Below are 23476 nucleotides of genomic sequence, written 5' to 3' on the forward strand. Positions count from 1 at the left end.
TTCCCGTGGTCGGTGTCACCGACCTCGATCTGCTGCCGCGTTCTGGAATGCCGCTCTCGACCGGGAGGTGGCGCCGGAGTGGTTCAGCGGCACCTGGCGCACGCTCCGGCGGCGCGGCGGAGTGAGCAGGTCCTGGCGTTGATGCGCGGCGCGTCACCGGCCGAGCCGCGAGCTCGCTTGCACCTCGACCTCTTCGTGGACACGACCGAAGAACAACGGTCCGAAGTGGACCGTCTCGTCGCGCTGGGCGCGCAGCCGGTCGACCCGCCCGAGCCGGACTTCGTGGTGCTGGCGGATCTTGACGGAAACCTGTTTTGCGTTGTCGACCTCAGCTGCGCACCGTCAGGAAGCGCGTGAGTGCGGGTCAGCGTTCTGGTGTTCGCCGACCTTTCTACGCGGCCGCGGCGAACTCGCCGATCAGGGTGGCGAGTTCCGCCGGCCGCGAGGCGAACGGCGAGTGGTCACTGTCCACAGTGAACACGGGCTCGATCCGGGCCGCCCGGTGCATCACGCGTTGCGCCTCGACGGGAAGCGCTCGGTCACGCAAACACTCGACATACCCCCGGCGCACTGTCCCGATTCCGGTCGCGGTCTGGGGGACCGGCTGGGTGAGCAGCGCCCGGGTCTCCGGCACGAGCCGCTGCGCGTACGCGTCGGCGATCTCCGGCGCGCAATCGCCGTAGAACGTCTCGCGGGCGTACTGCGGCGGAATCGTCGTCGTACCGGTCTCCGGGTCCCGCACCTGGTGCGCGGTCAATGACGTGGCGACCTCCGGCATGGCCAGCAGGTCGCCGAAGGTCTGGCCGTTCCGGGGCACGAACGCTGCCACGTACAAGAGCCCGCTGATCAGGCCGGGGATCTCCTGAGCGGCCCGGCTCACCGGCACGCCGCCCATGCTGTGCGCGACCAGGGTCACCGGCTCACCCGCCGCGCGCACTGCCCCGACGACGGCGTCCGCGAAGTCGTCGAGACCGAACCGGGCCACGCGCGCAGCCTCGCCGCGGCCCGGCAGGTCCACCGCCGTCACGCCGTGGCCGGCGCCGGTCAGCAGGGGAACCACCGGGTCCCAGCACCACGAACCGTGCCACGACCCGTGAACCAGGACGATGGTGCCCGACACGCGGTCGCCCCCTCACCGTGCTCTCTCGGACAGAGATAAGACATGATCACACGGTGAGGTCCGGACCGAGCCGCCGAGGCTCGTTCAGAAGTTGCCCTTCGCGGACCACCCGCCGTCGACGGCGTAGACGAGTCCGGTCAGGAACGACCCTTCGCGGAAGAAGTAGGCGACCATCGAGGCGATTTCCTCCGGCCGGCCGAGGCGGCGGATGAGGTGGGCGTTCGCGTTCGCCTGTTTCATCTCCGGGGTGATGTCGGCCAGGATCGGGGTGTCGATGGTGCCGGGCGCGATCGCGTTGATGAGGATGTTGCGCTCGGCGTATTCGAACGCGGCTTGCCGGGTGAGCGCGGCGACGCCGCCCTTGGCGGCGCTGTAGGACGCTAGGTTCGGCAGGCCCCGCAGTGCGGCGAGCGAGGAGATGTTGACGATGCGGCCGCCGCCGCGGTCGATCATCCCGGGGATGACGGCGCGCATGCCGAGCCACGGTCCCTTGAGGTCGGTGGCGATGACGTCGTCCCAGGCCTCCTCGGTGAGCCCGACGACGGAGTCTTCACTGATCATGTTCACCACGCCGGCGACGTTGGCCAGGTAGTCGATGCGGCCGAGGCGGCCGAGCACGTCGCCGACCGCGTCCGCCCAGGCGGCGGCGACGCGCACGTCCAGCGCCACGCCCTCCCCGGAGCCGCCCGCGGCTTTGATGTCCTGCACGGTGTCCGCGCAGTCCTGGATGTCCGCGCACACCACGTGCGAACCATCCTGGGCGAGCCGGATCGCAGTGGCGCGCCCGATGCCCTGTGCGGCACCGGTGACGAGGGCGACGGTGTTCGGCGAAGTCATCTCCGACCTCCGGGGACGGGGTACAGGCCTTGGCGCCCTCCAGTGAAACCACCGGCGCGCCCCCGGGTACAGCACACGCGGCCGCGGCTGTTGTGGACAGTCACAACGGTGGCCGTCGCGGGGGCGTACCCATTTGCCCCGTCCTGTGCGACATCGGCCGGCCAGTCAGCCCAATGCCGGGATGATCTCCCTCGCGATCAGGTCCGCGTGTTCGGCCTGGTCGAACAGCGGCGTGAACAGCACGAGCTCGGCTCCGGCGTCGAGTACTTCGCGGACGGCGCGCACGCAGTCGTCCGGGGTGCCGGCGATGGCGGCGGCCTCGACGTCGGGGGAGAGGCCGCCGTAGAGAGCGGTGAGTTCGGCGTTGACGCGTTCGCGGGCGCGGGCGGCGTCGGCGTCGATGGCGATGTAGACGCGTTTGGCGATCTCGAAGTCCGGGCGGGGGTTCTCCGATCGGACGAACCGGACTTGGTCGGCGAAGGCGGTGGTCGGGGTGGAGCCCGCACCGAAGAAGCCGGTGCCGAGGTCGAGGGCACGCCGGAGGGCTTTCGGGCCGCTGCCGCCGAACCACAGGGGCGGGTGGGGTTTCTGGAAGGGCCGGGGCGTGATGCCGGCACCGGACAGCTGCCAGAAGTCCCCGTCGTGGTCGACGGTTTCCTGCGTCCAGAGCGCCTTGAGCAGTTCGACGCCTTCGGTGAACCGCGCCAGGTAGCGGTCGGGTTGCATGCCGAACGCGGCGTACGGGCGGTTCTTGCCACCTGAGCCGACGCCCATCTCCAGGCGGCCGCGCGACAGCTGGTCCAGGCTGGCTGTGCTCTTCGCCAGCTGCGCCGGGATGTGCAGGGTGGACACGAACACCGTGCAGCCCAGCCGCAGCGTGTCTGTGCACGCGGCGGCGAAGGTCATCGCCTCCATCGGGCTCAGCTGCGGACGCCTGCCGAACACGGCCTCCTGCGTCCACGCGCTGTGGTAACCCGCTTCCTCCGCCCGCGCCAGATACTCCCGGAAAGCACCGGGATCGAACGAACCGTCCGAGTAGTACTGGGGAATCGCAATCGCATACCTCACGACTCGATCTTACGGCCGGCGAGCCGTTCCAGCCTCGTTGACCAGGATGCGGAGAAGCCGGCCGCGGCGCGGAAAACGCCTGCACCGCGCCCTGGCACGCGTTGGGTGGTCACGGCCGGGAGCACCGGGGCGTCGGTGAAGGCCTGGACCGACGCGGCGTCTTCCCCGGGCGCCAGTGACACCAGCCGCAGGCCGGCCGGGGTGACGTCGAGGACGGCGAGGTCGGTGATGATGCGGTCGACGACTCCGGCGCCGGTCAGGGGGAGCGTGCAGCGCGAGACGATCTTCGGCGTCCCGTCTTTCGTGACGTGATCGGTGAGGACCACGACGCGGTTGGCGCCGGCGACGAGGTCCATGGCGCCACCCATGCCCTTGACGAGGGCACCGGGCACGCTCCAGTTGGCTAGGTCGCCGTTCGCCGCGACCTGGAACGCCCCGAGCAGGGCCAGGTCGATGTGGCCGCCGCGGATCATGGCGAAGGAGGTGGCGGAGTCGAAGAAGCTGGCTCCAGGCGCGACGGTCACGGTCTGCTTGCCGGCGTTGATCAGGTCGGCGTCTTCCTCGCCGTCGCGGGGGAACGCGCCGAGTCCGAGGATGCCGTTCTCGCTCTGGAGGGTCACGTGGACGCCGTCGGGCACGTGGTTCGCGACCAGGGTCGGGATGCCGATGCCGAGGTTGACGTAGTCGCCGTCGCACAGTTCGCGGGCGGCGACGGCGGCCATCTCGTCGCGGGTCCAGCTCATGCGTTCGCCACCTTCTTCGGGCGCACGGTGCGCTTTTCGATCGCCTTCTCGCGCTCGCGCGCGGCGACGAGCCGGTGCACGAACACGTCAGGGGTGACGACCTGAGCGGGATCGGTGAACTCCTCGAGCAGGTGCTCGGTTTCGGTCACGCAGACCGCCCGCACGCGGCGACGCGGGGGTTGAAATTGCGCGTGGCGAGCCGGTAGGTCAGGTTGCCGGCGCGGTCGGCCGTGTGGGCGTGCACGAGCGACAGGTCGGCGACGATACCGCGTTCGAGCACGGCGGTCCGCCCCTCGAATTCGGCGTGCGGCTTGCCTTCCGCGACCGGGGTGCCGACGCCGGTGGGCGTGTAGAAGGCGGGGATGCCCGCGCCACCCGCACGCAGCCGTTCGGCGAGGGTGCCTTGCGGCACGAGTTCCACGTCGAGCTCGCCCGCGAGCGCTTGCCGCGCGAAGAGCTTGTTCTCCCCGACGTAGGAAGCGACCACTGTGGACACCTGGTGGTTTCGAGCAGGAGCCCGAGGCCCTGTCCGTCGACGCCCATGTTGTTGGACACGACGGTCAGGTCGCGCACTCCGGAGTCCCGCACCGCTTCGATGAGGTCCGTCGGGTTGCCGCTGAGACCGAACCCGCCGACCGCGACGGTCAGCACGTCGGCGACCGCTTCGGCCGCACTGCCGTAGATCGTCGGCAACGCACGCTCCTTCCTGTTCACTGAACGATCGATCACCACAGCCCAATTCACCGCAGCGCGGTGCGTCAACCACTCGGCCGGAAGCTCTCGCTTGGCAATCGGCTGTTCGCGGAGGCGTTCACTCAGTGAACGTCAGCTGGGGCCATGACGAACCCGCCCGCCCACCTGATCGGCCGCGTGGCGACGGTGCTGCGCGCGCTGTCGAACGGCGAAGGCTCGACCAGGTCGGAGGTGGCGCGTGCCGCCGGGCTGGCTCGCCCGACCGCGCACCGCCTGCTCACCGCACTGGCCGAGGAGGGGTTCGTCGACCGGGAGCACCGCAGCGGGCAGTGGCACCTGGGCCCGGAGCTGTACTTGCTCGGGGAGGTCGCCGCCCAGCGCTACGACGTGACCGAGCACGCGCGCGCCAGCGTGCACCGCTTGGCCGAAGCGACGGGGGAGAGCGCGTTCTTCTCCGCCCGCCGGGGCGAGGAGACCGTGTGCCTGGTGCGCGAAGACGGCAGCTTTCCGATCCGCTCCTTCGTGCTGTACGAGGGCGCGCTGTTCCCCCTCGGCGTGGTCTCGGCCGGCCTCGTCGTGCTGGCGATGCTGCCCGACCACGAGATCGACGACTACCTGGCCCGCGTCGACCTCACCGCCAAGTGGGGACCCGAGCACGGCGCGGACGCCCTCCGCGCCCGGATCACGCGCACGCGAAAGGCGGGTTTCGCGCTCAACCCCGGGCTGGTCGTCGAAGGCAGCTGGGGCCTGGCCGCCGCCGTGTTCAACCGTGCCGGCACCCCAGCGTGGGCCCTCGCCGTGACCGGCGTCGAGTTCCGCTTCCCCGAGCAGCGCCGGGCCGAGCTCGGTCCTCTGCTGCTGTGGGAAGCCCACCACCTCACCGGGCAGCTCGGCTCGGCCGGAGGGTAGCCACCCGCCGGTCGTGCGCTGGCCACCGTGCGGCAGGCCCTGACCAGCGTTCTGTTGTCCGCGATCCCGTACCTCGTGGCGCCCATCGCGATGCCGTGCTGGTGACCGCGGGCCGCCGGGTGGAGGAAGCTGAGGGCATGAAAAGCGCACTCGTCGTGGGGGACATCCAGCGCGGCATCACCGGCCGGTACGCGTTCGCCAGGAACGTCGCGGTCCCCCTGGTCGAACTGCTGCCCCGGGCCCGCGGCGCAGGGACGCTCGTCGTGTTCGTCCACACGGCCTTTCGCGTCAACCGCGCCGACCTGCCGCCGGGCGACACGCCGTTCGCGTATTTCTACGGCGCCGGGGACAGCTTCCACGAAGGCGCACCGGGCACCGAAGTGGATCTGCCGGTGCAGGAAGCCGACGTGGTGGTGCTCAAACGCCGGACCAGCGCTTTCGCGGGCACCGACCTCGACCTGGTGCTCCGCGCGCAGGGAGTGGCCGAGCTCGCCGTCGCGGGCGTCGCCACCAGCGCGATGGTCGCCGCGACCTGCTACGACGCCGCCGACCGCGGGTACCACGTCACGGTGTTGTCCGACGGCTGCGCCGACGCGGACCCGGCCGTGCACGACTTCTTCCTGCAGAAGGTCTTCCCGAGCCGCGGCTTCGCCACGGTGTCCTGCGCGCAGTGGCGGTAGCGCCCGGTCAGGTCGTCGAGCCCCACACCGCCAGCTGGCCCGCCACCGGGCTCCCGGAAGTGGAAGCGCCGCCCGCTCGGGATGGCGAAGGGGCTCGGCTGTGATGACGCCGCCCGCGTTCACGACGGCCTGCTGCGCGTGCGCGAGGCCGTCGGTGCGCATCACCACCAGGGGCGCGGCCGGCTGTTCGGCCGCGTCCGCTGGGAACCCGAGCGTGGGATCGGCTCCCCGGACGTCGGCGTAGTCGGGGCCGTACGGCGTCGCCGTCCAGCCGGACGCCTGCTCGAAGAACCGTCCGTCCGCGGCGGCCGACGCGGACGGGAACTCGACGAAATCGATCGGGTACACGGGCCCGACCCCAGCCCGCGCCACCGACGATTTTCGCCGTGCGAGGAACGGCCGAGCCGCTGGAGCCGGGCAGCGGGTCCGCACGTCGTAGGATCTTGCGATCGAACGCGACGGAGCGGGAGGCAGACCCGGCGATGGTGGTGGGAGGGAACAGCACCCGCTCGGCGCGGAGAGCGCGGATCCGGGTCTCACCCGGGCCTCGGGGGCGCACCACGCGCATCGCAGCAACCCGATACCCGTCCGCACTTCCGCCACGCTGCCAACCTGGTTGTGGGTGACGTCGATGGCGCCGAACTCCCGCCGACAGGACCGCAGTTGCGTCCGCTGGTTGCCGTCCACCTTGGACGGTGGATCGCCCGCCGGCAGGACACGTTGTCGGCAGTTTCGGGTGCGGCCAGATCCCGTAGGACTGCGGCACCGTCGCGATCGGCCGGTACTCGGGCGCGGCGTTGCGCCGGGCCCCGGCGGGGGAGACGGCTTTGCCGAGCACCGAGATCTCGTCGCCGGACGTCTGTGCTGCGCTTTCCGGTCGTGCCGGTGCTGCTGGACCACCTCGGCAACGCGGCGTCCCCGGGCAACGCGGGGGCGGCAGTCGCGAAGCCGGTCGTGCCCCCTTGACATCTCGGTCCGCCACCCCCGTGCCGGTTCCCTCGGCGAGCACCAGGCGATCCTGCCGGCCGGCATCACCCGGAACCCGGAGGCGGCCGCGACGCGCTACCACGTGAGAGCCGCCCGGCGTGCGTTGCTCGTGAACCGAACCCGGCGGAAGGAGGGGACGCCGCCACCCGGGCGTCCCTTGAGCACGAAGGAGCCTGCGCGGAAGTGGACGGTGCGGAACTCGCTCGCGGCGCGGTCGTCGTCGCCTTCGACGGCAGCCCGGCGGCCGGGCAGGCCGTCTCGTGGGCCGCGGCCGCCGCCGCGAGCCGGGGCGTGGACCTCGTGGTCGTGACCACGACCTGGTGGCCGGCCGCGCTCGACCCCGCCGCCGGGCTGGTGCGCCTGGTGCCGGAGAGCTGCGTCGACGAGGTGGTCGCCAGGGCCACCGCCGGCCGGCCCTCGCTCAACGTGTTCGGCCACGTCGCGGACGGCGCCAGCGAGCTGCTGGTCTGCGCGGACGAGCTCGACGCCGCGCTGATCGTGGTCGCGGCCGGGCCCGGCGTTCCGGTGCGGGGCCTCGTGCGCGCCGCGGGCCGCCCGCTGGCCTTCGCCGGCGGACCGCGCGAGCCGGAACCTGACGGCCCGGTGGTCGTCGAGATCGACTCCCGGCAGGTGCGCCCCGCGGAGCTGGCGCTCGCCTTCGGGCTCGCCCGCTCGGCCGGAGTGGGCCTGCACGTGCTGCACACCACCTCCGCACGGCGGCTCATCGCGCCCCGACCCCCCGCGGCCGACCTCGCCGCCTTCGCCGTCGCGGAGCTGGGGGACTGGCTGGTGTCCTATCCGGACGTCCGGGTGACCTACGAGCTCACCTCGGCCGCGCGCACCCGCACCCTCACCCGCCGCGCTCACACGGCGCCGCTGCTGCTCGTCGGTGCCCGGGGCCGAACTCGTCGCTGACGGTGGGTCCCGGTGCGGAGCCCGCACCGGGCCGACCCGCGGGAGCGCCTTCTGCTGCCGGCAGACCGTGTCGTCGAGCTGAACCGCGCCGTCGCGATCGGCTTCCAGGACGGCCCGGGGGCCGGACTCCCGGCGCCGGCGCCCCGGCCGGCCGAGGAGCACCTACGCCTACCTGAGCGCGGCCCGCGCCGACTTCCTGCGCCGGCTCGGCCGGTGGGCAGACGGCGGCGACGGCCTACGAAGAGGCCATGGCGACGACCGGCAACGAGGTCGAACGGACGTTTCTGGCCGGACGGCTCGAGGAGGTGGCCAGACATCGCGACGACTGAGCTTCAGAAACGGGCTTTCGATCACCGGACGTTCGCCGTGGCGGAACGAAGCCCAGACGCGACGGAGGTCGGTGACGTCGGCGATTCCCGCGGACGCGTCGTCGAGCATGGCAGCGTTCGGGAACTCGCCGTGGTTGCCGAACAGGAACGGGAGGTCGAGGCAGTGGCAGGCGCCGTAGGGGTCGCAGGGAGCGGACCAGTCGAAGCGACACAGCGTGGCATCCGGGCCGAACTGTGGTCCCGAAGGGGCCCTGGGCAGCCACACCGCCGCCGGGTTGTCCGGATCGGCGTACATGCCGGCGGTGCCGCCGTACAGCGCCGGCACTTCGCCGCGCGCCGGTAGGTCGATCGCGCTCGCCTGAGGTCGCATGCGGTCAGTACCGTCACCAGCGCGACGACGGCGGCACGCCTGGAATCGGCGCAGCCCGCGTCACGCGGCGGCCAGCCAGCGCCCGGCGAGGGCGTTCACCCACTCCTTGGCAAGGCTCGGGTCCTCGGGCGGGCCGTCGACGATCACCAATTCGTCCACGCCCAGTTCGGCGAGTTTCGCGACGTCGCCGGGCCGCGGGTCACGCAGGGCAACGGCGACGCGCAGCTGCGCGAGGTCGCGGCCGGACTCCCGGCACTGCGCGCGCAGGAATCCGACGCGGTCGGTGACGTGGTCGAGGTCGTCGAGGTTGAAGCCGTACCAGCCGTCGCCGTGGGCGGCGGCGCGGCGCAGGGCCGAGTCGCTGTTGCCACCGAACACGATCGGGACCGTGGCGGACCGGGTGGGCTTCGGGTTGACGCGAACGGAGTCGAAGTGGATGAACTCGCCTTCGAACGAGGCGACGTCGTCGCGCCACAGCGTGCGCATCGCGGCGACGTACTCTTCGGCCCGCGCCGCGCGCCGCGCGAAGGGCACGCCGAGTGCGTCGAACTCCTCGCGCGACCAGCCCACGCCGACGCCGAGGGTGAGCCGGCCGCCGCAGAGCCGGTCGAGACTGGCCGCCTGCTTGGCGACGACGACCGGATTGTGTTCCGGCAGCAGCAGAACGCCCGTCGCGAGGCCGATCGTCGACGTGGCCGCGGCGACGAAGCTGAGTCCCACCATGGGGTCGAGCCAGTCGGCGGCCGCCGGCACGGCGATCCGCCCGTCGGCCGAGTACGGGTAGTGCGACGAGCTGTCGTCGACCATCACGACGTGTTCGCCCGACCACAGCGTGGCGAACCCGCACGATTCCGCCGCGGCGGCCACGGCGTCGATGACGGACCGGCGCGCACCCGCGCCGATCCCCAGAGCGTGCAGACCGACCTGCATCCGACCAGCATGGCACAAAACGGGCTGTCGACGGCGCCACGATCCGCCTGGTACCGCAGCCGGACGGTTACTTGCCGCCGAGACCGTGCGGGAACCCGGTGAAGGCTCAATCGGCTGGTCTGGACGGTCCATTGTGGAGCTACGAGCCGGGCAGCGGTCGAGCACGTCCGGCGACGCGTGTGCCGGCCGGGCGGTCGGGCACGTACGTGGGCACCGAGGTCGAGTAGCAATGGAGGGTGATCGACGGCGCCGACGACGTGTCCTTCCACGACCTGGAGATTTTCTTCGCATTCGCGCGGCCGCAGGACTGTGTTGGCCTCCTGTCTCAGGACGTATTCGCACTCGGCTGCGAAGCGCAGCTTCGGATCGGGGTGGCGATCTCGCCCAGCCACTACGACGTCGGCGACCAGCCCGAGCGCCGGCACCCCGAGCGCGGCGATCTCCTCCGCGGTCCGCTGTGCCGTCGCGCCGTTCGAACCGGCCGTGACCACCACTCCGGCGGCGGAACATGTGAACGGCCGGCTGATCACGGTGGGACCGCCCGAAGGGTGACCGTCTCGGTCCGGCGGCACCGTGCTGATCGCGTGTCGCCGGTCTTCGGGCTCCACGTGGAGGTGGTGGCCCGCTTCGGGCCGGGCCCCGGCCTCGGCGCGGGGAAGGCCCTCCGGAAGTGCGCCGCGGCGCCGGCCGGTGATGTGGACGACGCCGCGGGCCACCGCACGGCCGCCCGGATCGCATCTCGACCCGCCGGACCAGCCGCACCTCAACCGCGATTTCCGCGACCTCGCCGGCTGCACGCCCACCGAATACGTGGGCGGTGGGGGCACCCGCGCGGTCAGTCCCGGCCGGCGAGCTCGAGTTTGCGGGCCAGGAGCGCGGGGTTGGTGAACATGACCTCGTGTGAACCTTCGAGGGTCACCAGGCGTAAGGCGCCCAGGCGGCGGGCGTTGGCGAGGTGACCGTGGTCCGGGTCGCCGGGCGGGAGGGCCGAGTCCTCATCGGACAGCACGTAGGTGCGGGGGGATGTGGTTCAACGTGTAGAACTTCGTGAGGTCCGGCTTCTCGGCTGTCGGGCGCAGCGGCTCGGGGTGAGCAGGTCGTAGGTCTCCTGCGCTCGCGCGAGGTCGGCGTCGCCGATGAACGCGTCGCGCCAGACTTCGAAGGGCAGCATGACCGTGTTGGCCGTCGTCTGCGCGGCCAGCTGGGGGAACAGCTCCTGGTAGGCGAGCGGGGTGTTGTCCAGGACGCTGGTGCCGTTCGCCGGCACGAAGGCGTTGAAGAAGACCAGCCGCCGGATCCGGTCGGGCACGCGTTCGGCGACGCGGGCGATGACGCTGCCGCCCAAGCTGTGGCCGACCAGGACGAAGTCGTCGAGCTCGTGCTCGTCGAGGTAGGTCGTGATCGACGCGACGCAGTCGTCGTGGCTCACGTCGCGCGCGTCACCCGGACCGTGCCCGGCGACGGTGGGGCAGTGGACCTCGTGGCCCTGCTCGGTGAGGCGGGCGGCGACGTCCGCCCACAGGGTTCCGTCGTGCCACGAGCCGTGGACGAGAACGAAGATTGGCATGGGCGCACACTCATCACCGCTGAGCGCCGCGGAGCGGGAATTCTCGTGTGCAGAACAATCTCCGCATATCGTTGACACAAAATATCCAGGTTATTGAGATTCTTCGTCGCGGCGCACGAAGACGTGCTCGAGTGCGCAGGAGGGAAATCTGTCCGGGCCTGACATAGGTGGGCGGCTTCGCCGGGGATGTGGAGTGCCGCGAAGCTGCGGCACGGACCAGGAAACGTCCGAACAGGACTTGCCGGTCACGGTGGTCGATGCCGGTGACGACCTGGTCCTGCGGTCGCGGCTCTCCGGGGCCGACCCGCAGCGCGCGCGTGTGCCGCTCGACCGGGTGCTCGGCCCGATCGGTGGCCGCCTCGCGGAGCCGGCGCCGGCCGGCAGCGCCGTCTCGTGGAGCGGCGCGACGCCGTCGGACCGGAGGTCGGCGAGGGGTCGCGCCCGGCGATCGAGAAGGCACCGTGGTTTTGCGGCACCGTGGCTTTGCGGCAGCGCGGTGCTGACGCAAAGCCACGGTCGGGTGGATCGCGGGGGTGATGGCCAGCCCGCTGACCTCGTTCATCTCGGCCGAGACGAACCGCGTCGGCCGCCTCGACGTCGGCGAACACCTGCGCGTGCGCGGCGTCGAGGAGGGGGACGCCGCTGAGGAACCGGCCGCCCCGGAGGGCCGGGTCGCAATGCAGAGCTGCCGGCGCGCGCTGCCGCAGGGCAAGTTCGCGGGGTACCACGTGGCCGCGGACCGGCGCCCGGGGATCGGTTGTCAGTGCAGGTTGAGCAGCACGAAGTTCTTGAGCACGATCATCAGGATTCCCAGCGCCGCCGCCGAAAACGTCGTGACGATCAGCTGCCGCCCACGCAACTGCGCGGCGCGACCCGCCGACCACGCGTGGTAGACGAGCAGCACGACCGCGACCACGAGCCCGGTGTTGGCGGCAACCGTGTCAGACGCGCCGGCCAGCCAAGCCGCCAGCAGTGCCAGCAGGGGCCCGTACGACGCGCTGACCATGGGCCAGGTGACGGCGAGTTCCGTCCGCACGTGCCTCGCCGTCGGCAGCTTCCCGCGCTCCACCTGCTGCCCGAGCAGCTCGGCGTACTCCTCGGCCGCCCAGTAGACGATCAGGGTGACCACCACGGCCAGCGCGAGCGCCCCCGTCGGGATCCGGCCGCCGGCCGCCGTGAGGATCGCTGCCGTCACGATCGCGCCGTAGATGCCGGCGGCGCGCCGGCGCCCCGCAATCCGTCCGCGCGCCGCCGGCCGCGGCCGATCGGGCGACGAGGCCGCCTCCGCACCGGAATCCATCCACCCACTCTCTGCCTGCGGGCGAGCCGTGACATCACCCGCACCGGACGAGGTCCTTGTCCCGGCTGCCGGGCACCCGTGCGCGGCAGCCGGAAGTGGTTGCGGTGGTAGGACATTCGCCGATCCGGCCGTCCGGCGCGCGGCTTGGCCGCATTCGACCTGGCTGCGTGCTGCCTGCCGAGGAGCACGCTCTTCAGGACGGCGTGCTGGCCAAGTTCCCGCTCCGACCAGCAAATATGTTCAAGGAAGACGTATATCGAACATAATTGGGCAGCAGTTTCCGCTGGGGCTGGCTGATTGAGCCTGAAGATCAGCCGCGTCGGCGGAGTGCAGAAGTGCCAGCAGATGATCCGCGTCGCCGAAGCGCACAACATCGACTACATCGTGGACGAGATCAACGAGATGAAGATCGCCAACACCGCCGTCGCCCACCTGGCCGTGGCCTCGCGCAACCCGTTGTACACCGGGGTCGCCTGCCACACCTTGTTCGAACAGGACATCGTCGCGAACGGAGGGGTCACGATCACCGACGGGATCGCGGACGTGAGCGACCGGCCCGGACTCGGGATCGGCACGGAGTCGGCTCTCGACGTGGACGTCGAATCGACTGCGGTGCGGTACGCGTATGCGTGAGCACGGCGGCCACGGGCGCAGGTTGCGGATCACGGTGGTCGAGAAGAACCGGGGCCCCTACTGGGACATGGTGAACGCCGGCTGGCGTGACGCGGCGGAGCGGCTCGGGCTGGACCTGATCATCGAGGCCCCGGTCTACGAAGCGGTCGGCGACCAAGTCGGCGCGATCCGCCGGCACCTCGCGGCGGGTGTCGACGGGGTGGCGTTCGTGGCCAGTGACGAGACGGCGTCGACGACGTCGTGGCCGAAGCGACCGCGGCCGGCGTACCTGTGGTGACGTTCGACCTCGACGCGCCGCGCAGTGGCCGGTCGCTCTTCGTCGGGATGCCGGAGGCGGTCGAGCTCGGCCGGCAAGCGGGCCGGCTGATGACGGAGCGCGTGCCGGCAGGGCCCCGGATCCTGGTCCAGACCGGTTCCGCCAAGGCACCCGGGGCCGTGGGCAAACTGCGGGGCTTCCTGGAGGTGACGGTGCAGGCCGGTCTCGAGGTCGTCGGCGGTGAGGACGACGGCGAACGGATCGGCCTGGCCACCGCGAACGCGCGCGCCGCGCTGGCCGAGGACCTCGGTTTCGCCGGTTGCTACGGGGGCTACGGCTACCACGCCCGGTCCAGGCCGCGGTCGTGGAAGACGCGGGCCGGGCGGGGGAGATCGTCATTATCGGAAACAACATGTTGCCCGAGACGGCGGCCGCGATCGCCCGCGGCACGGTTGCGGCGAGCATCTGGATCCGCGAGTACTACTTCGGCTATTACGCGGCCGCGGCGATCGCGATGGTCGCGCGGCTCGGCACCGCGGAAGCGCTGACCCTGCTGGGCTTCGACCCGGCCCGCGCTAGCTCAGCCAGCGGCGACCGGCACCGCAGGTCGTGACCTCGGCCAACCTGGCGGAGTTCACCAGATGGGCGAAGACGCACCGGGTGTTCGAGCGGACCGCCGCGACGACAGGTACGTGAGCCTCGTGGCGGCAACACGCGGTTACGCTGGCACGCCGGGACACACCAACGGGGGTGGAGAGTGAGCAACGGACCGGCTCGGTCTTCCCACGCGACCTCGGGGACACCGCAGCAGCGAGAGCAGGTTTTGTTCGCGCTGAGCCGTTACGGGCCGATCAGCCGCGCGCGGCTGGGCGAGGTCACCGGGCGTTCGCGCACGTCGGTGTGGGCCGTGGTGAGCGATCTGATCGCTGAGGGAACCGTCGTCGAGGACTCGCCCGATCCGGATGTGCGGGCCGCGCACAGCGGGCGCCCGCCCGCGCTGCTCAAGCTCGCCCAGCCCAGTGACGTCGTGGTCGGGGTGGATTTCGGCCGCACGCACATCCGGGCCGCAGTGGCGGACCTGTCGGGCCGGATCCTCGCGGAGCGGCTCGTGTCCATGCAGGTTGACGACTTCGCGGCCGAATCGCTCTCGACGGCCGCCGAGCTCGTGACCGCGTTGACCGCGGAAGCCGGTGTCGACCGCGGAGTGGTCCGGAAGGTCGTCGTCGGCCTGCCCGCACCGGTCAACCGCGCGACGGGGAGCATCACCCTCGGCCGGGTGCTCAACAGCGGGGTCGGGATGGTCCCGGCGACCGAACTCGAAGACCGCATCGGCATTCCCGTTTCCCTGGAGAACAACGCCAACCTCGGTGCGCTCGCCGAAGCTCGGGAGGGCGCGGCGCGCGGCGTGGACGACGTCTTCTACGTCAAGGTCTCGAGCGGCATCGGCGCCGGGCTCGTGCTGAACGGCCGGCTCTACCGGGGCGCCGCGGGCATCGCCGGCGAGATCGGGCACGTGCTGGTCGACGAGGACGGCGCGCTGTGCTGGTGCGGGAGCCGCGGCTGCCTCGACACCGTCGCGTCCGGGCGGCGGTTCATCGAGCTGCTCCAGCCAACCCGTCCCGAGCCGCTGACGCTCGAGGAGGTGGTGCGGCTCGTGCGCGCCGGCGATCCGCTGGCCCACCGCATCGTCTCCGACGCCGGCCGGACCCTCGGCCGGGCGATCGCGGACCTGTGCGCGAGCCTGAACCCGGGCGCCGTGGTGCTGGGTGGTCTGGTCAGCGAAGCGGGGACGTGCTCGTGGACGCCGTCGGCGACAGCTTGCACCGCTACGCCCAGCCGGCCATCACCGACGGACTGCGGCTGATGCGGTCTTCGCTGGGCAGACGGGCCTAGGTCGTCGGCGCGGTGACGCTGGCGCTCGACTCCACGCGCCGGGCGCTGGCCGATCGGCACCGGCTGCCCCAGACGTCGAACTAGGGCTGCGGGAGGGAAGCACCAGATGACCATCGGGGCGATGCCACGGATCCGGATCGGCGGGACACCGGTCAGCCGGCTGTCGTTCGGCGGCGCCGGCTGGTCCCTCGCGGACGAACGGGACGGCGACGGCGCGATCGCCACGATTCACGCGGCGATCGACCACGGGGTCACGCTGATCGACACCGCTCGCGCCTACACCACAGCCGATCATCCTTCCCACAACGAGTGGCTGATCGGCAAGGCGCCGGCCGCGCACCCGGACGGTGCATCGGTCTTCGTCGCGACCAAGGGCGGCACTTCCGCAGCGGGCCCACGGAATTCCCCGTCGACGGGTCCCCGGCAGCCCTGCGGCACGACTGCGAGCAGAGCCTGCGCACGCTCGGCCGCGATCGGCTGGACCTGTACCAGCTGCACCGCGCGGACGACCCGTCGACCGTGTTCGAGGAGAGCGTCGGCGAGCTCGCGGCACTGCGGGACGAGGGCAAGATCCGCTGCGTCGGTTTGTGCAACGTGACCGTGGCACAGCTTGACAAAGCTCGCACGATCACCGTGATCGACGCGGTGCAGAACCGCTACTCGCCGCTCCCGCGGGACGACGAGACCCTCGCCCACTGTGCTCGTGAGGGCATTCCCTACCTCGCGTACTCCCCGCTGGGCGGCAGGTCCAGCGCCCAGCAGCTCGAGACGGAGCTGCCTGACCTCGCGCGGATCGCGGCCGAGCGTGGCTTCACCGTGCAGCAGGTCGCCATCGCCTGGCTCACTTCGTTCCGCGCCAACCTGGTTCCCATCGTCGGCACGAGTCGTCCGGCTCATCTCGTCCAGGCCGTCGAGGCGGTCGCTGCCGGCTTGCCGGCACCAGAAGTGGAGCAGCTGTCGGGTCGCTGAGGGTGCGTTTCCGCGCGGCCGCGGCGCGGACGGCGCCGTCTCCGGTCCGCGATGACTAGGGTGAAAAACGTTTCACCACGGCCTCGGCCTCGCATTGACTTTGCTTCGCAAGGGATAGTAGCGTGATCGCCGCCAGGGTTGTGAAACCTTTCAATCCGGGAGGGGAGGCCGGCGACGCGTGTGCGCGCTCCGTGAATCCCGGACTGTGCCCGCTGTGACCCGGATCGAAGCTTCGGCGCTGGAGGCCGGGCCGGTGGTTCGGACCTTCCCGGTGACGCCGTCCCGGTTCCCGGGCGGGATCCGGTCGCGGGAGCGAGCGCGGGGCGAGGGGAGGGAGCCGGGCCGGTGAACGATCTGCTCGCACGCGAAGAACTCGACTTGCTGGCGCTCTTCGCCGAAGGCTTGCCGCTGGACCTCATCGCCCGCCGGCTGGAGCTGTCCGATCGCACGGTGCGCCGCCGGCTGCGCTCGATCTGCGACCGGTTGGGCTTCGCGACCCCCATCCAGGCGGTGGTGTGGGCGGCTCGTCGCGGGCTGCTCTGAGTGGCGTGGCCTCGCTCATCCGACCTGCCGCCGGAGATTCGGCCGACCGTGTCCAGATCCGGACACTTCCTTGTCCGGCAACGGCAACCGTCGTAATCTCGCGCTGGGTAAAACGATTCATCCCAGAATGAGCCGGCCGCTTCTCGATCGTCCCCGCCGGAAGCTGCCTCGTGTCCTGAACCCCTCCCGCCCTCCGGCGAGGGGAGTTTTCCGTTCCTCAGTCGGGATTCCGGTGCGCTGAGGCGAGGAGAACGCAACTTTCGCAGGGTTGTGCGCTGCCGCGCCTGTCTCCTAAATTCGATGAATCGTTTCAAGTCGCGGGACCTCAAGGCAAGCTCCGGACCGCTGTAGGTGTGTCCGCCGATCGGGAACGAGGACGACGATGTCGACGAGCAGGCGAGGGTTTCTCCGCGGCGCGGCAGCGGCCGCCCTCGGAGGCGCGGGTGTGGCGGCAGTTCCGGGGACTGCGTCCGGCGCCGCGGCGCCGGATCTCTCGGGTACGGCTCTTCCGGCCGGCCCGCGGCTCGCCTCGGCGCTCGACGGATCGGCCGTGCTCGCCGGGTTCCGGACGCCCCCCGCGGAGGTCCTGCCGCGGGTGTGGTGGCACTGGATGAACCAGAACATCACCCGGGAAGGCATCAAGGCCGACCTCGAGTGGTTCAAGCGCGCCGGCATCGGCGGCATGGTGAACTTCGACGGCGCGGGCCGCGTTCCGGTGGTCGTGCCCGATCCCTTGCCCTACCTGTCCGACGGCTGGAAGGCCGCGTTCCGGTACGCGATGCAGATGGCCGATCAGCTCGGGCTCGAGGCCGACGTCGCCTGTTCGCCCGGGTGGTCGGAGACCGGCGGGCCGTGGGTTACGGCCGAAGACGCGATGAAGAAGTACGTCTGGACCGAGACGTGGATGCAAGGCGGGCAGCCGCAGGTGAAACTGCCGCAGCCGCCGGCCGTGGCCGGGCAGTTCGGCGACGCGGCCGCGCAGTCCGCGACCACAAGGCCGCTGCCCACCTTCTACCGCGACGCGCGCGTGTTCGCCTACCGCGTGCCGGACGGGACCCGAAACCAGGCGGCGCTCGCACCCAAGATCTTCGCCAGCGCTCTGCTTGCCGATCCGAAAGCCAGCCCTTGGACGAACGGCGACCACGGCGTGGAACTCGACGTCGCAAAGCTGTCGGACGCTTCGGTCGCGGACCCTCAGTACTTGCCCGCGTCCGGTGGTTCCGCTACCTGGGTGCGCTTCGAATACCCGCACCCGGTCACCGTCACCGGCGTCACGATCGCCGCCGGGGCCGCGTTCACCGGCTGGAACGACGTCGTCGAGTACGGGCCGTCGGCTCAGGTCCACAGCAGCCGTGACGGACGGCAGTGGACCTTGCTCGCACAAGGCATCCACAGCGGGGTGCAGCGCACGCTGTTCGTGCCGCAGACCACCGCCAAGTACTTCAAGGTGGTGTTCGGCCAGAGTTCGACGGCTCCTTCACCGGCGCCGATCGCCTTGTCCCGCCTCGTCCTGCGCACGGTCGCGACGATCCACGAGTTCGAGGTGAAAGCCGGGTTCGGCCAGACGGCCGACTACTACCGGATCGCGACACCGTCGCAAGGCGGCGCGCCGGCCGTGCGCCGCGCCGACGTCGTCGATCTGACCCGGCAGCTGGCGCCCGACGGAACCCTGCACTGGCAGGTGCCGGCCGGCACCTGGGTCGTGGTCCGGCTGGGCTACAGCCTCACCGGTCATCAGAACGGCCCGGCGTCCGCCGCGGCGACCGGGCTGGAGGTCGACAAGCTCGACGCCGGCCGCGTCCGGAAGTACCTCGGCACCTATCTCGACCAGCTCGCCGACGCCGCCGGAAAGGAGTTGTTCGGGGCCAGGGGTCTGACCGGGCTCCTCAACGACAGTTACGAGGCCGGCTACCAGAACTGGACGGAATCGCTGCTCGACGAGTTCCACCAGCGGCGCGGCTACGATCCGGCTCCGCTCCTGCCGGTGCTCACCGGTGTGCCGGTCGACAGCGCCGCGGACGCCGACAAGTTCCTCTGGGACTGGCGGCGGACGCTGAACGAACTCCTCGCCGAGAACCACTACCGGGTCATCCCCGCCGAAGCCCACAAACGCGGGCTCCAGCGCACCTACGCCGAAGCGCAGGAGGACAAGCGCGGCTGGTTCGGCGACGACCTGGAGATGCGCCAGTACGCCGACATCCCGATGGGCGCCTCCGGCGAAGCGTTCGCGCCGGGTGACCAGTCGTTCGAGACCTACCGGGTCGACACCCGCGGTGCCGCCTCGGTCGCACACGTCTTCGGCCGGGCCCACACGGCGGTGGAGGCCTTCACCTTCACCCCGCAGGGCGTCACGCCGAAAGACCTCAAACCCCTCGCCGACGAAATGCTCGCCCAGGGCGCGACCAGGTTCATGATCCACACTTCGGTGCACCAGCCGCTTGACCGGGGCCCGGGCCTCACCCTCAACGGCATCGGCTCGTTCTTCACGCGGCTGGAAACGTGGGCCGAGGTCGCCAAACCGTGGACCACGTACCTCGCGCGCTGCTGCTGGCTGCTGTCCCGGGGTACGCACGTCGCCGACGTCGCGTACTTCTACGGCCAGGAAGCTCCCGCGACCGGCGTGTGGGGCCGAAGTTTCCGGCAGCACGACCAGCCGGCCGGGTACGACTACGACTTCGTCAACGGCACCGTGCTCCTCACCGAGATGTCGGTGCGCGACGGCAGGATCGTCACCCGCTCCGGTCAGTCGTACGCGCTGCTCTACCTCGGCGGCGACGCCCAGCGCATCACGGTGCCCGTGCTGCGCAAGCTCGCCGGGTTCGTCGACGCCGGGGCGGCCGTCGCCGCGCCGAAACCGGCCGGCTCACCCAGCCTGGCCGACGACGACGCCGAATTCCAGCACCTGGCCACCCGGCTGTGGGGCGATGGTGATCAGCGCGCTCGGGTGGTCGGCGCCGGCCGCGTCTTCAGCGGGATCACGGCCGCCGAGGCGCTCGCCGAGCTCGGCGTCACCCCCGACTGGTCCTTCCGGCTCGACGCCATGGACCCGTTGACCGCCAACGAACCCCTGTGGCTGACCCACCGCCGCACGGATTCGGCGGACGTCTATTTCATCGTCAACCGCCGCAATGTGCGTACCACCGTCCCGCTGACGCTGCGCTCGGCGGGCAGCGCGGTGGAGACCTGGGATCCGGTGACCGGGCAGACGGCTCCGATCACCTTCGACGCCACCAGCGGAGCCACCCAGCTCACCGTCGACCTCGGGCCCGTCGATTCGGTCTTCGTCCTCGTGTCGGACGGCAAACCCGGGGCCAAGACCGTCCCGCCGAGCACCGAACGGCAGATCGGCGCGGTCACCGGCGCGTGGCGAGTCGATTTTCCCGCGGGGCCCGGCGCTCCCGCCGGCGCGAACTTCCCCTTCCTGCGGTCGTTCTCCCAGGAGACCGACCCCGGCATCCGCTACTTCTCCGGCACCGCGACGTATTCGACGACCTTCGACGTGCCGGCGGACTGGACGAAAGGCGGCGGGCGCCTCCTCGTGGACCTGGGCGAAGTGCACGACATCGCTGAGGTCGCGGTCAACGGCGCCGACGCCGGCATCGCCTGGCGCGCGCCGTATCGGTTCGACATCACCGGCGCCTTGCGCGCCGGAACCAACACGCTTCAGGTGAAGGTCACCAACAGCTGGTTCAACCGGCTGGTGGGCGACCAGCAGGCCGGCGCCACGCAGATCGCGTACGTGCAGCCTCCGTTGAAGAACATCGCTGCCGGGACCGAACTCAAACCGGCCGGCCTCCTCGGTCCGGTCCGCATCGTCAACCGGACGTAGCCCGGTCCGCCCGCGAAACACCCCAGCTCGAGCTCAGCACCGCCCGGCCGAAAGGACACGTGATGAACCGCCGGCGCTCCCTACTGACCCTCCTCACCGCCGTGCTGCTGGCCGCGTCCGGATCGGCGGCCGTCGCCGCCGTGCCAGGCGGCGGCAGTCCGGCGAAACCGACCACCCTGCGGACCGAGAACCTCGTCGACCCGATCGGCATCGACGCGGCCAAGCCGCTGCTCAGCTGGCTCCCTTCGGCGAAGAACTCGTCGGGACAGGACGCCTACGAGATCCGCGCGACGGTGCAATCGCCCTCGCAGCAACGAGAACGCGACCTGTGGGACAGCGGCCGGGTGCGTTCGGCCAGTACGTCGAACATCGCTTATGCGGGCCCGGCGCTGCACGCGCGCGAGCGCGTCCGGTGGCAGGTGCGCACCTGGGACACCGCCGGCCGCGTCTCGCCGTGGAGCGACCCGTCCACGTGGGAGATGGGTCTGCTCACCCCGGCCGACTGGTCGGCGCGCTGGATCGAGAACCCGTCCTACGACTACACCCAGCCGGACGGCAAGGAGACCCCGCTCCCGGTGTTCGGCAAGGTGTTCGCCGTGCGGGGGGCCGTCAAGCAGGCTCGTCTCTACACGACCGGCCTGGGCATGTACGCCGCCACGCTCAACGGCCGCCCGGTCGGCGACGCCGTGCTCGAACCCGGCCAGACCACCTACACCGCGGAAGTCGACTACCGCACCTACGACCTCACCCGGGCGCTGCGGGCGGGGACGAACACGATCGGCCTGCAGACCGGCAGCGGCACCTACCAGCGCGTGAAGACGCCGGGCCGGTACTTCTTCGGCGGCACTCTCGAGCAGTACACGGTGTACGGCGAGCCGAAGGTCATCGCGCAGCTCGAGATCACCTACCAGGACCGGCACCGGGAGGTCGTCTCCAGCGACGGCACCTGGCGCACCGCGCTCGGACCGACGACCTTCTCGTCGTGGTGGAGCGGCGAGGAGTACGACGCCCGTCGCGACGGGAACGCGCCGGCGTCGGCCGCCGCGCTGGCCGGCGCGGGGTGGCAGCAGGCGAGCCCGGTGACGCTCACGCAGAGCACCACACCCCGCGACACCACGCCGCTGCGCGCCAACCCGCGTCCGCCGATCACTGTGGCGGAGACGGTGCGACCCACCAGCGTCCGCAAGCTCGCCGACGGCTCCTACGTTCTGGACTTCGGCGCCAACCGCTCCGGCTGGCCACGCGTCTCGGTCACCGGCCGCGCCGGCGACACCGTGAGCATGATCCCGGCCGAGAAGCTCGCCGCCGACGGCAGCCTGGACATCGCCAGCACCGGCGCCTCGGCCGGCAACCAGATCGCCTACCGCTACACCTTGTCCGGACACGGCAGGGAAACCTGGCACCCGCAGTTCACCTACAGCGGTTTCCGCTACCTCCAGGTGAGCGGCCTGCGCACGGCGCCTGCCCAGGACACCGTGACCGTGGACGTCATCCACGCGGCGAACCCGAGCGCGAGTGAGTTCACCTCCTCGAGCGACCTGCTCAACCGGATCCACGCGATCACCGAACGGGCGATCCAGAGCAACATGACATCGGTCATGACCGACTGCCCGGACCGTGAGAAGGGCCCCTACACCGGCGACAACCTGCAGAACCTCGACGCGCTCCTGACCGACTACGACATGTCCGCGTTCGAACCGCAGCTCGTGCGCAACATGGCCACCGCGCAGCGGCAACCCGGCGACGAATCACCCGGCCTGATCGCGAACATCGCACCCGAGTTCCACCGCGTCGCGCCCACCACACTGCCGCGGCCCCAGGGCACCATCGAGTTCCTCGACGAGGTCAACTGGGGCGGCGCCGTGATCCGCATCCCGTGGCAGCTCTACCTCACCTACGGCGACACCCGCACGATGGCCACCTACTACGGCAACATGGTCGCCTGGCTCGACTACGAAGCCAGGAACAAAGCCGCCGACAACGGTGACATCCCCGGCCTGGGTGACTGGTCCGCGACCGACAACACCACGCCGATGCAGCTGGCGATCACCGCGGGCTACTACACCGCGGCGAGTGACCTGGCGAGCATCGCGCAGGTCCTCGGCAAGACCGCCGATCACGCCAAATACGACGCACTGGCCGCCCAGCTCGCGGCGGAGTTCACGACGCGCTTCCGCCACGTCGACGCGGCCGGCGTCTACTACGGCAGCGACAGCGAGGCCTCCAATGCCATGGCGCTCGACGCGGGACTCGTCGCTCCTGCTGACCGCGCCGCCGTGGTCAACCGCCTCGTCGCCTCGGTTCGCAAGTCGGGCAACCACATCACGACCGGCTCGGTCGCGCTGGGACCGCTCTTCCGCGCGCTGGAGAGCGGCAACCGCGACGACGTCATCTACGACCTGGTCGTGAACCCCACTTCGCCCGGGTACGGCTACCTCGTCGCCAGTGGGCACACCACGTTGTCCGAAAGCCTCGACGGGAGCGGCTCGCAGAACCACCACTTCCTCGGCGCGGTCGACGCGTGGTTCATCCGCGGCGTGGCCGGCATCCGGCAGGCCGAAGGCTCGGTGGGCTACCGCAGCCTCACGATCGCTCCGGCGCTCGTCGGCGACCTGACCCACGCGGCGGGCAGTTACCGAACTCCATACGGCACCGTCAGCAGTGACTGGACCAAGTCCGGTCACGACTTCCGGCTCCACGTCACCGTCCCGCCCGGGACCACCGCCACCGTGCACGTGCCCGTCGCCGCGAACCGGCAGATCCGGGTCGCCGGAACCGCCCGCATGACCGGCGGCAGCGGCTCGGAGACGGTCTACACCGTGGGCGCCGGCGACTACACCTTCTCCGCCGAGATCTGAACCCGGCCGCCCGGACCGGCCACATCGGACACGTCCTCTCCCTCACC

At 71.0% G+C, this 23476-nt stretch carries 19 protein-coding genes and 4 pseudogenes; 14 read left to right on the top strand and 9 right to left on the bottom strand.

Annotation, left to right across the window (positions count from 1 at the left end):
• The first annotated feature begins 78 nt into the window (after positions 1–78).
• Positions 79–357: a VOC family protein gene (locus I6J71_RS47970; RefSeq protein WP_370542120.1), complete on the top strand. Its 279-nt coding sequence runs from the start codon at positions 79–81 to the stop codon at positions 355–357.
• Between the two features lie 34 nt (positions 358–391).
• Here I6J71_RS47970 and I6J71_RS11715 read toward each other — a convergent pair whose 3' ends face one another.
• The 5 genes and pseudogenes from I6J71_RS11715 to I6J71_RS11735 form a co-directional block, all read right to left on the bottom strand.
• The gene (locus tag I6J71_RS11715; protein ID WP_204094741.1) at positions 392–1120 is read right to left on the bottom strand and encodes an alpha/beta fold hydrolase; all 729 of its coding nucleotides are present in this window, start codon (positions 1118–1120) and stop codon (positions 392–394) included.
• Positions 1121–1204: 84 nt separating this feature from the next.
• Positions 1205–1957 carry an SDR family NAD(P)-dependent oxidoreductase gene (locus I6J71_RS11720; protein ID WP_204094742.1) on the bottom strand — a complete coding sequence of 251 codons (753 nt, stop codon included), beginning with the start codon at positions 1955–1957 and terminating at the stop codon, positions 1205–1207.
• A 165-nt stretch (positions 1958–2122) separates the two neighbouring features.
• A complete protein-coding gene (locus tag I6J71_RS11725; RefSeq protein WP_204094743.1) occupies positions 2123–3025 on the bottom strand; it encodes an LLM class flavin-dependent oxidoreductase in 903 nt (300 codons plus the stop codon).
• 110 nt (positions 3026–3135) lie between these two features.
• A pseudogene (locus tag I6J71_RS11730) lies at positions 3136–3768 on the bottom strand (3-oxoacid CoA-transferase subunit B); the annotation flags it as partial.
• Positions 3765–4461: pseudogene (locus tag I6J71_RS11735) on the bottom strand (CoA transferase subunit A). The pseudogenes I6J71_RS11735 and I6J71_RS11730, both read right to left, overlap by 4 nt.
• A 144-nt stretch (positions 4462–4605) precedes the next feature.
• Between I6J71_RS11735 and I6J71_RS11740 the strand changes: the two are divergent.
• From I6J71_RS11740 to I6J71_RS11750, 3 genes are all read left to right on the top strand, one after another.
• The gene (locus tag I6J71_RS11740) at positions 4606–5370 is read left to right on the top strand and encodes an IclR family transcriptional regulator (RefSeq protein WP_204094745.1); all 765 of its coding nucleotides are present in this window, start codon (positions 4606–4608) and stop codon (positions 5368–5370) included.
• A 137-nt stretch (positions 5371–5507) separates the two neighbouring features.
• Entirely contained in the window at positions 5508–6050 is a 543-nt protein-coding gene (locus tag I6J71_RS11745) for a cysteine hydrolase family protein (RefSeq protein WP_204094746.1), read from the top strand.
• Between the two features lie 1170 nt (positions 6051–7220).
• Positions 7221–7952 carry a universal stress protein gene (locus I6J71_RS11750; RefSeq protein WP_204094747.1) on the top strand — a complete coding sequence of 244 codons (732 nt, stop codon included), beginning with the start codon at positions 7221–7223 and terminating at the stop codon, positions 7950–7952.
• A 759-nt stretch (positions 7953–8711) separates the two neighbouring features.
• Here I6J71_RS11750 and I6J71_RS11755 read toward each other — a convergent pair.
• From I6J71_RS11755 to I6J71_RS11770, 4 genes are all read right to left on the bottom strand, one after another.
• A complete protein-coding gene (locus I6J71_RS11755) occupies positions 8712–9581 on the bottom strand; it encodes an LLM class F420-dependent oxidoreductase (protein ID WP_204094748.1) in 870 nt (289 codons plus the stop codon).
• Positions 9582–10416: 835 nt separating this feature from the next.
• The gene (locus I6J71_RS11760) at positions 10417–10590 is read right to left on the bottom strand and encodes a hypothetical protein (protein ID WP_204094749.1); all 174 of its coding nucleotides are present in this window, start codon (positions 10588–10590) and stop codon (positions 10417–10419) included.
• Positions 10591–10611: 21 nt separating this feature from the next.
• The gene (locus I6J71_RS11765; RefSeq protein ID WP_204094750.1) at positions 10612–11148 is read right to left on the bottom strand and encodes an alpha/beta fold hydrolase; all 537 of its coding nucleotides are present in this window, start codon (positions 11146–11148) and stop codon (positions 10612–10614) included.
• Positions 11149–11908: 760 nt separating this feature from the next.
• On the bottom strand, positions 11909–12448 hold the full coding sequence (locus I6J71_RS11770; RefSeq protein WP_239154675.1) for a hypothetical protein: 540 nt from the start codon (positions 12446–12448) through the stop codon (positions 11909–11911).
• Positions 12449–12745: 297 nt separating this feature from the next.
• Between I6J71_RS11770 and I6J71_RS11775 the strand changes: the two genes are divergently transcribed.
• The 10 genes and pseudogenes from I6J71_RS11775 (at position 12746) to I6J71_RS11810 (ending at position 23429) form a co-directional block, all read left to right on the top strand.
• Positions 12746–13081 (top strand): enolase C-terminal domain-like protein, encoded by a 336-nt coding sequence (locus I6J71_RS11775; RefSeq protein WP_204094751.1) that lies wholly within the window; start codon positions 12746–12748, stop codon positions 13079–13081.
• Complete coding sequence (locus I6J71_RS11780) at positions 13074–13358, top strand: hypothetical protein (RefSeq protein ID WP_204094752.1); 285 nt, start codon at positions 13074–13076, stop codon at positions 13356–13358. The genes I6J71_RS11775 and I6J71_RS11780 overlap by 8 nt, the downstream gene beginning before the upstream one ends.
• Positions 13355–13600, top strand: a pseudogene (locus I6J71_RS50555) (hypothetical protein); the annotation flags it as partial. The gene I6J71_RS11780 and the pseudogene I6J71_RS50555, both read left to right, overlap by 4 nt.
• Positions 13601–13701: 101 nt before the next feature.
• Positions 13702–13950 carry a hypothetical protein gene (locus I6J71_RS47975; RefSeq protein WP_239154677.1) on the top strand — a complete coding sequence of 83 codons (249 nt, stop codon included), beginning with the start codon at positions 13702–13704 and terminating at the stop codon, positions 13948–13950.
• A gap of 144 nt (positions 13951–14094) precedes the next feature.
• Complete coding sequence (locus I6J71_RS11790) at positions 14095–15201, top strand: ROK family protein (RefSeq protein WP_204094754.1); 1107 nt, start codon at positions 14095–14097, stop codon at positions 15199–15201.
• 150 nt (positions 15202–15351) lie between these two features.
• Positions 15352–15549: pseudogene (locus I6J71_RS50560) on the top strand (aldo/keto reductase); the annotation flags it as partial.
• Complete coding sequence (locus tag I6J71_RS11795; RefSeq protein WP_204094755.1) at positions 15540–16199, top strand: aldo/keto reductase; 660 nt, start codon at positions 15540–15542, stop codon at positions 16197–16199. The pseudogene I6J71_RS50560 and the gene I6J71_RS11795, both read left to right, overlap by 10 nt.
• 345 nt (positions 16200–16544) lie before the next feature.
• Positions 16545–16742 (top strand): LuxR C-terminal-related transcriptional regulator, encoded by a 198-nt coding sequence (locus tag I6J71_RS11800; protein WP_204094756.1) that lies wholly within the window; start codon positions 16545–16547, stop codon positions 16740–16742.
• 445 nt (positions 16743–17187) lie between these two features.
• Complete coding sequence (locus I6J71_RS11805) at positions 17188–20571, top strand: glycosyl hydrolase (RefSeq protein ID WP_204094757.1); 3384 nt, start codon at positions 17188–17190, stop codon at positions 20569–20571.
• 62 nt (positions 20572–20633) lie between these two features.
• A complete protein-coding gene (locus I6J71_RS11810; RefSeq protein ID WP_204094758.1) occupies positions 20634–23429 on the top strand; it encodes an alpha-L-rhamnosidase in 2796 nt (931 codons plus the stop codon).
• Positions 23430–23476: the final 47 nt, after the last annotated feature.

The organism is Amycolatopsis sp. FDAARGOS 1241, from assembly GCF_016889705.1.
Lineage (GTDB): Bacteria > Actinomycetota > Actinomycetes > Mycobacteriales > Pseudonocardiaceae > Amycolatopsis.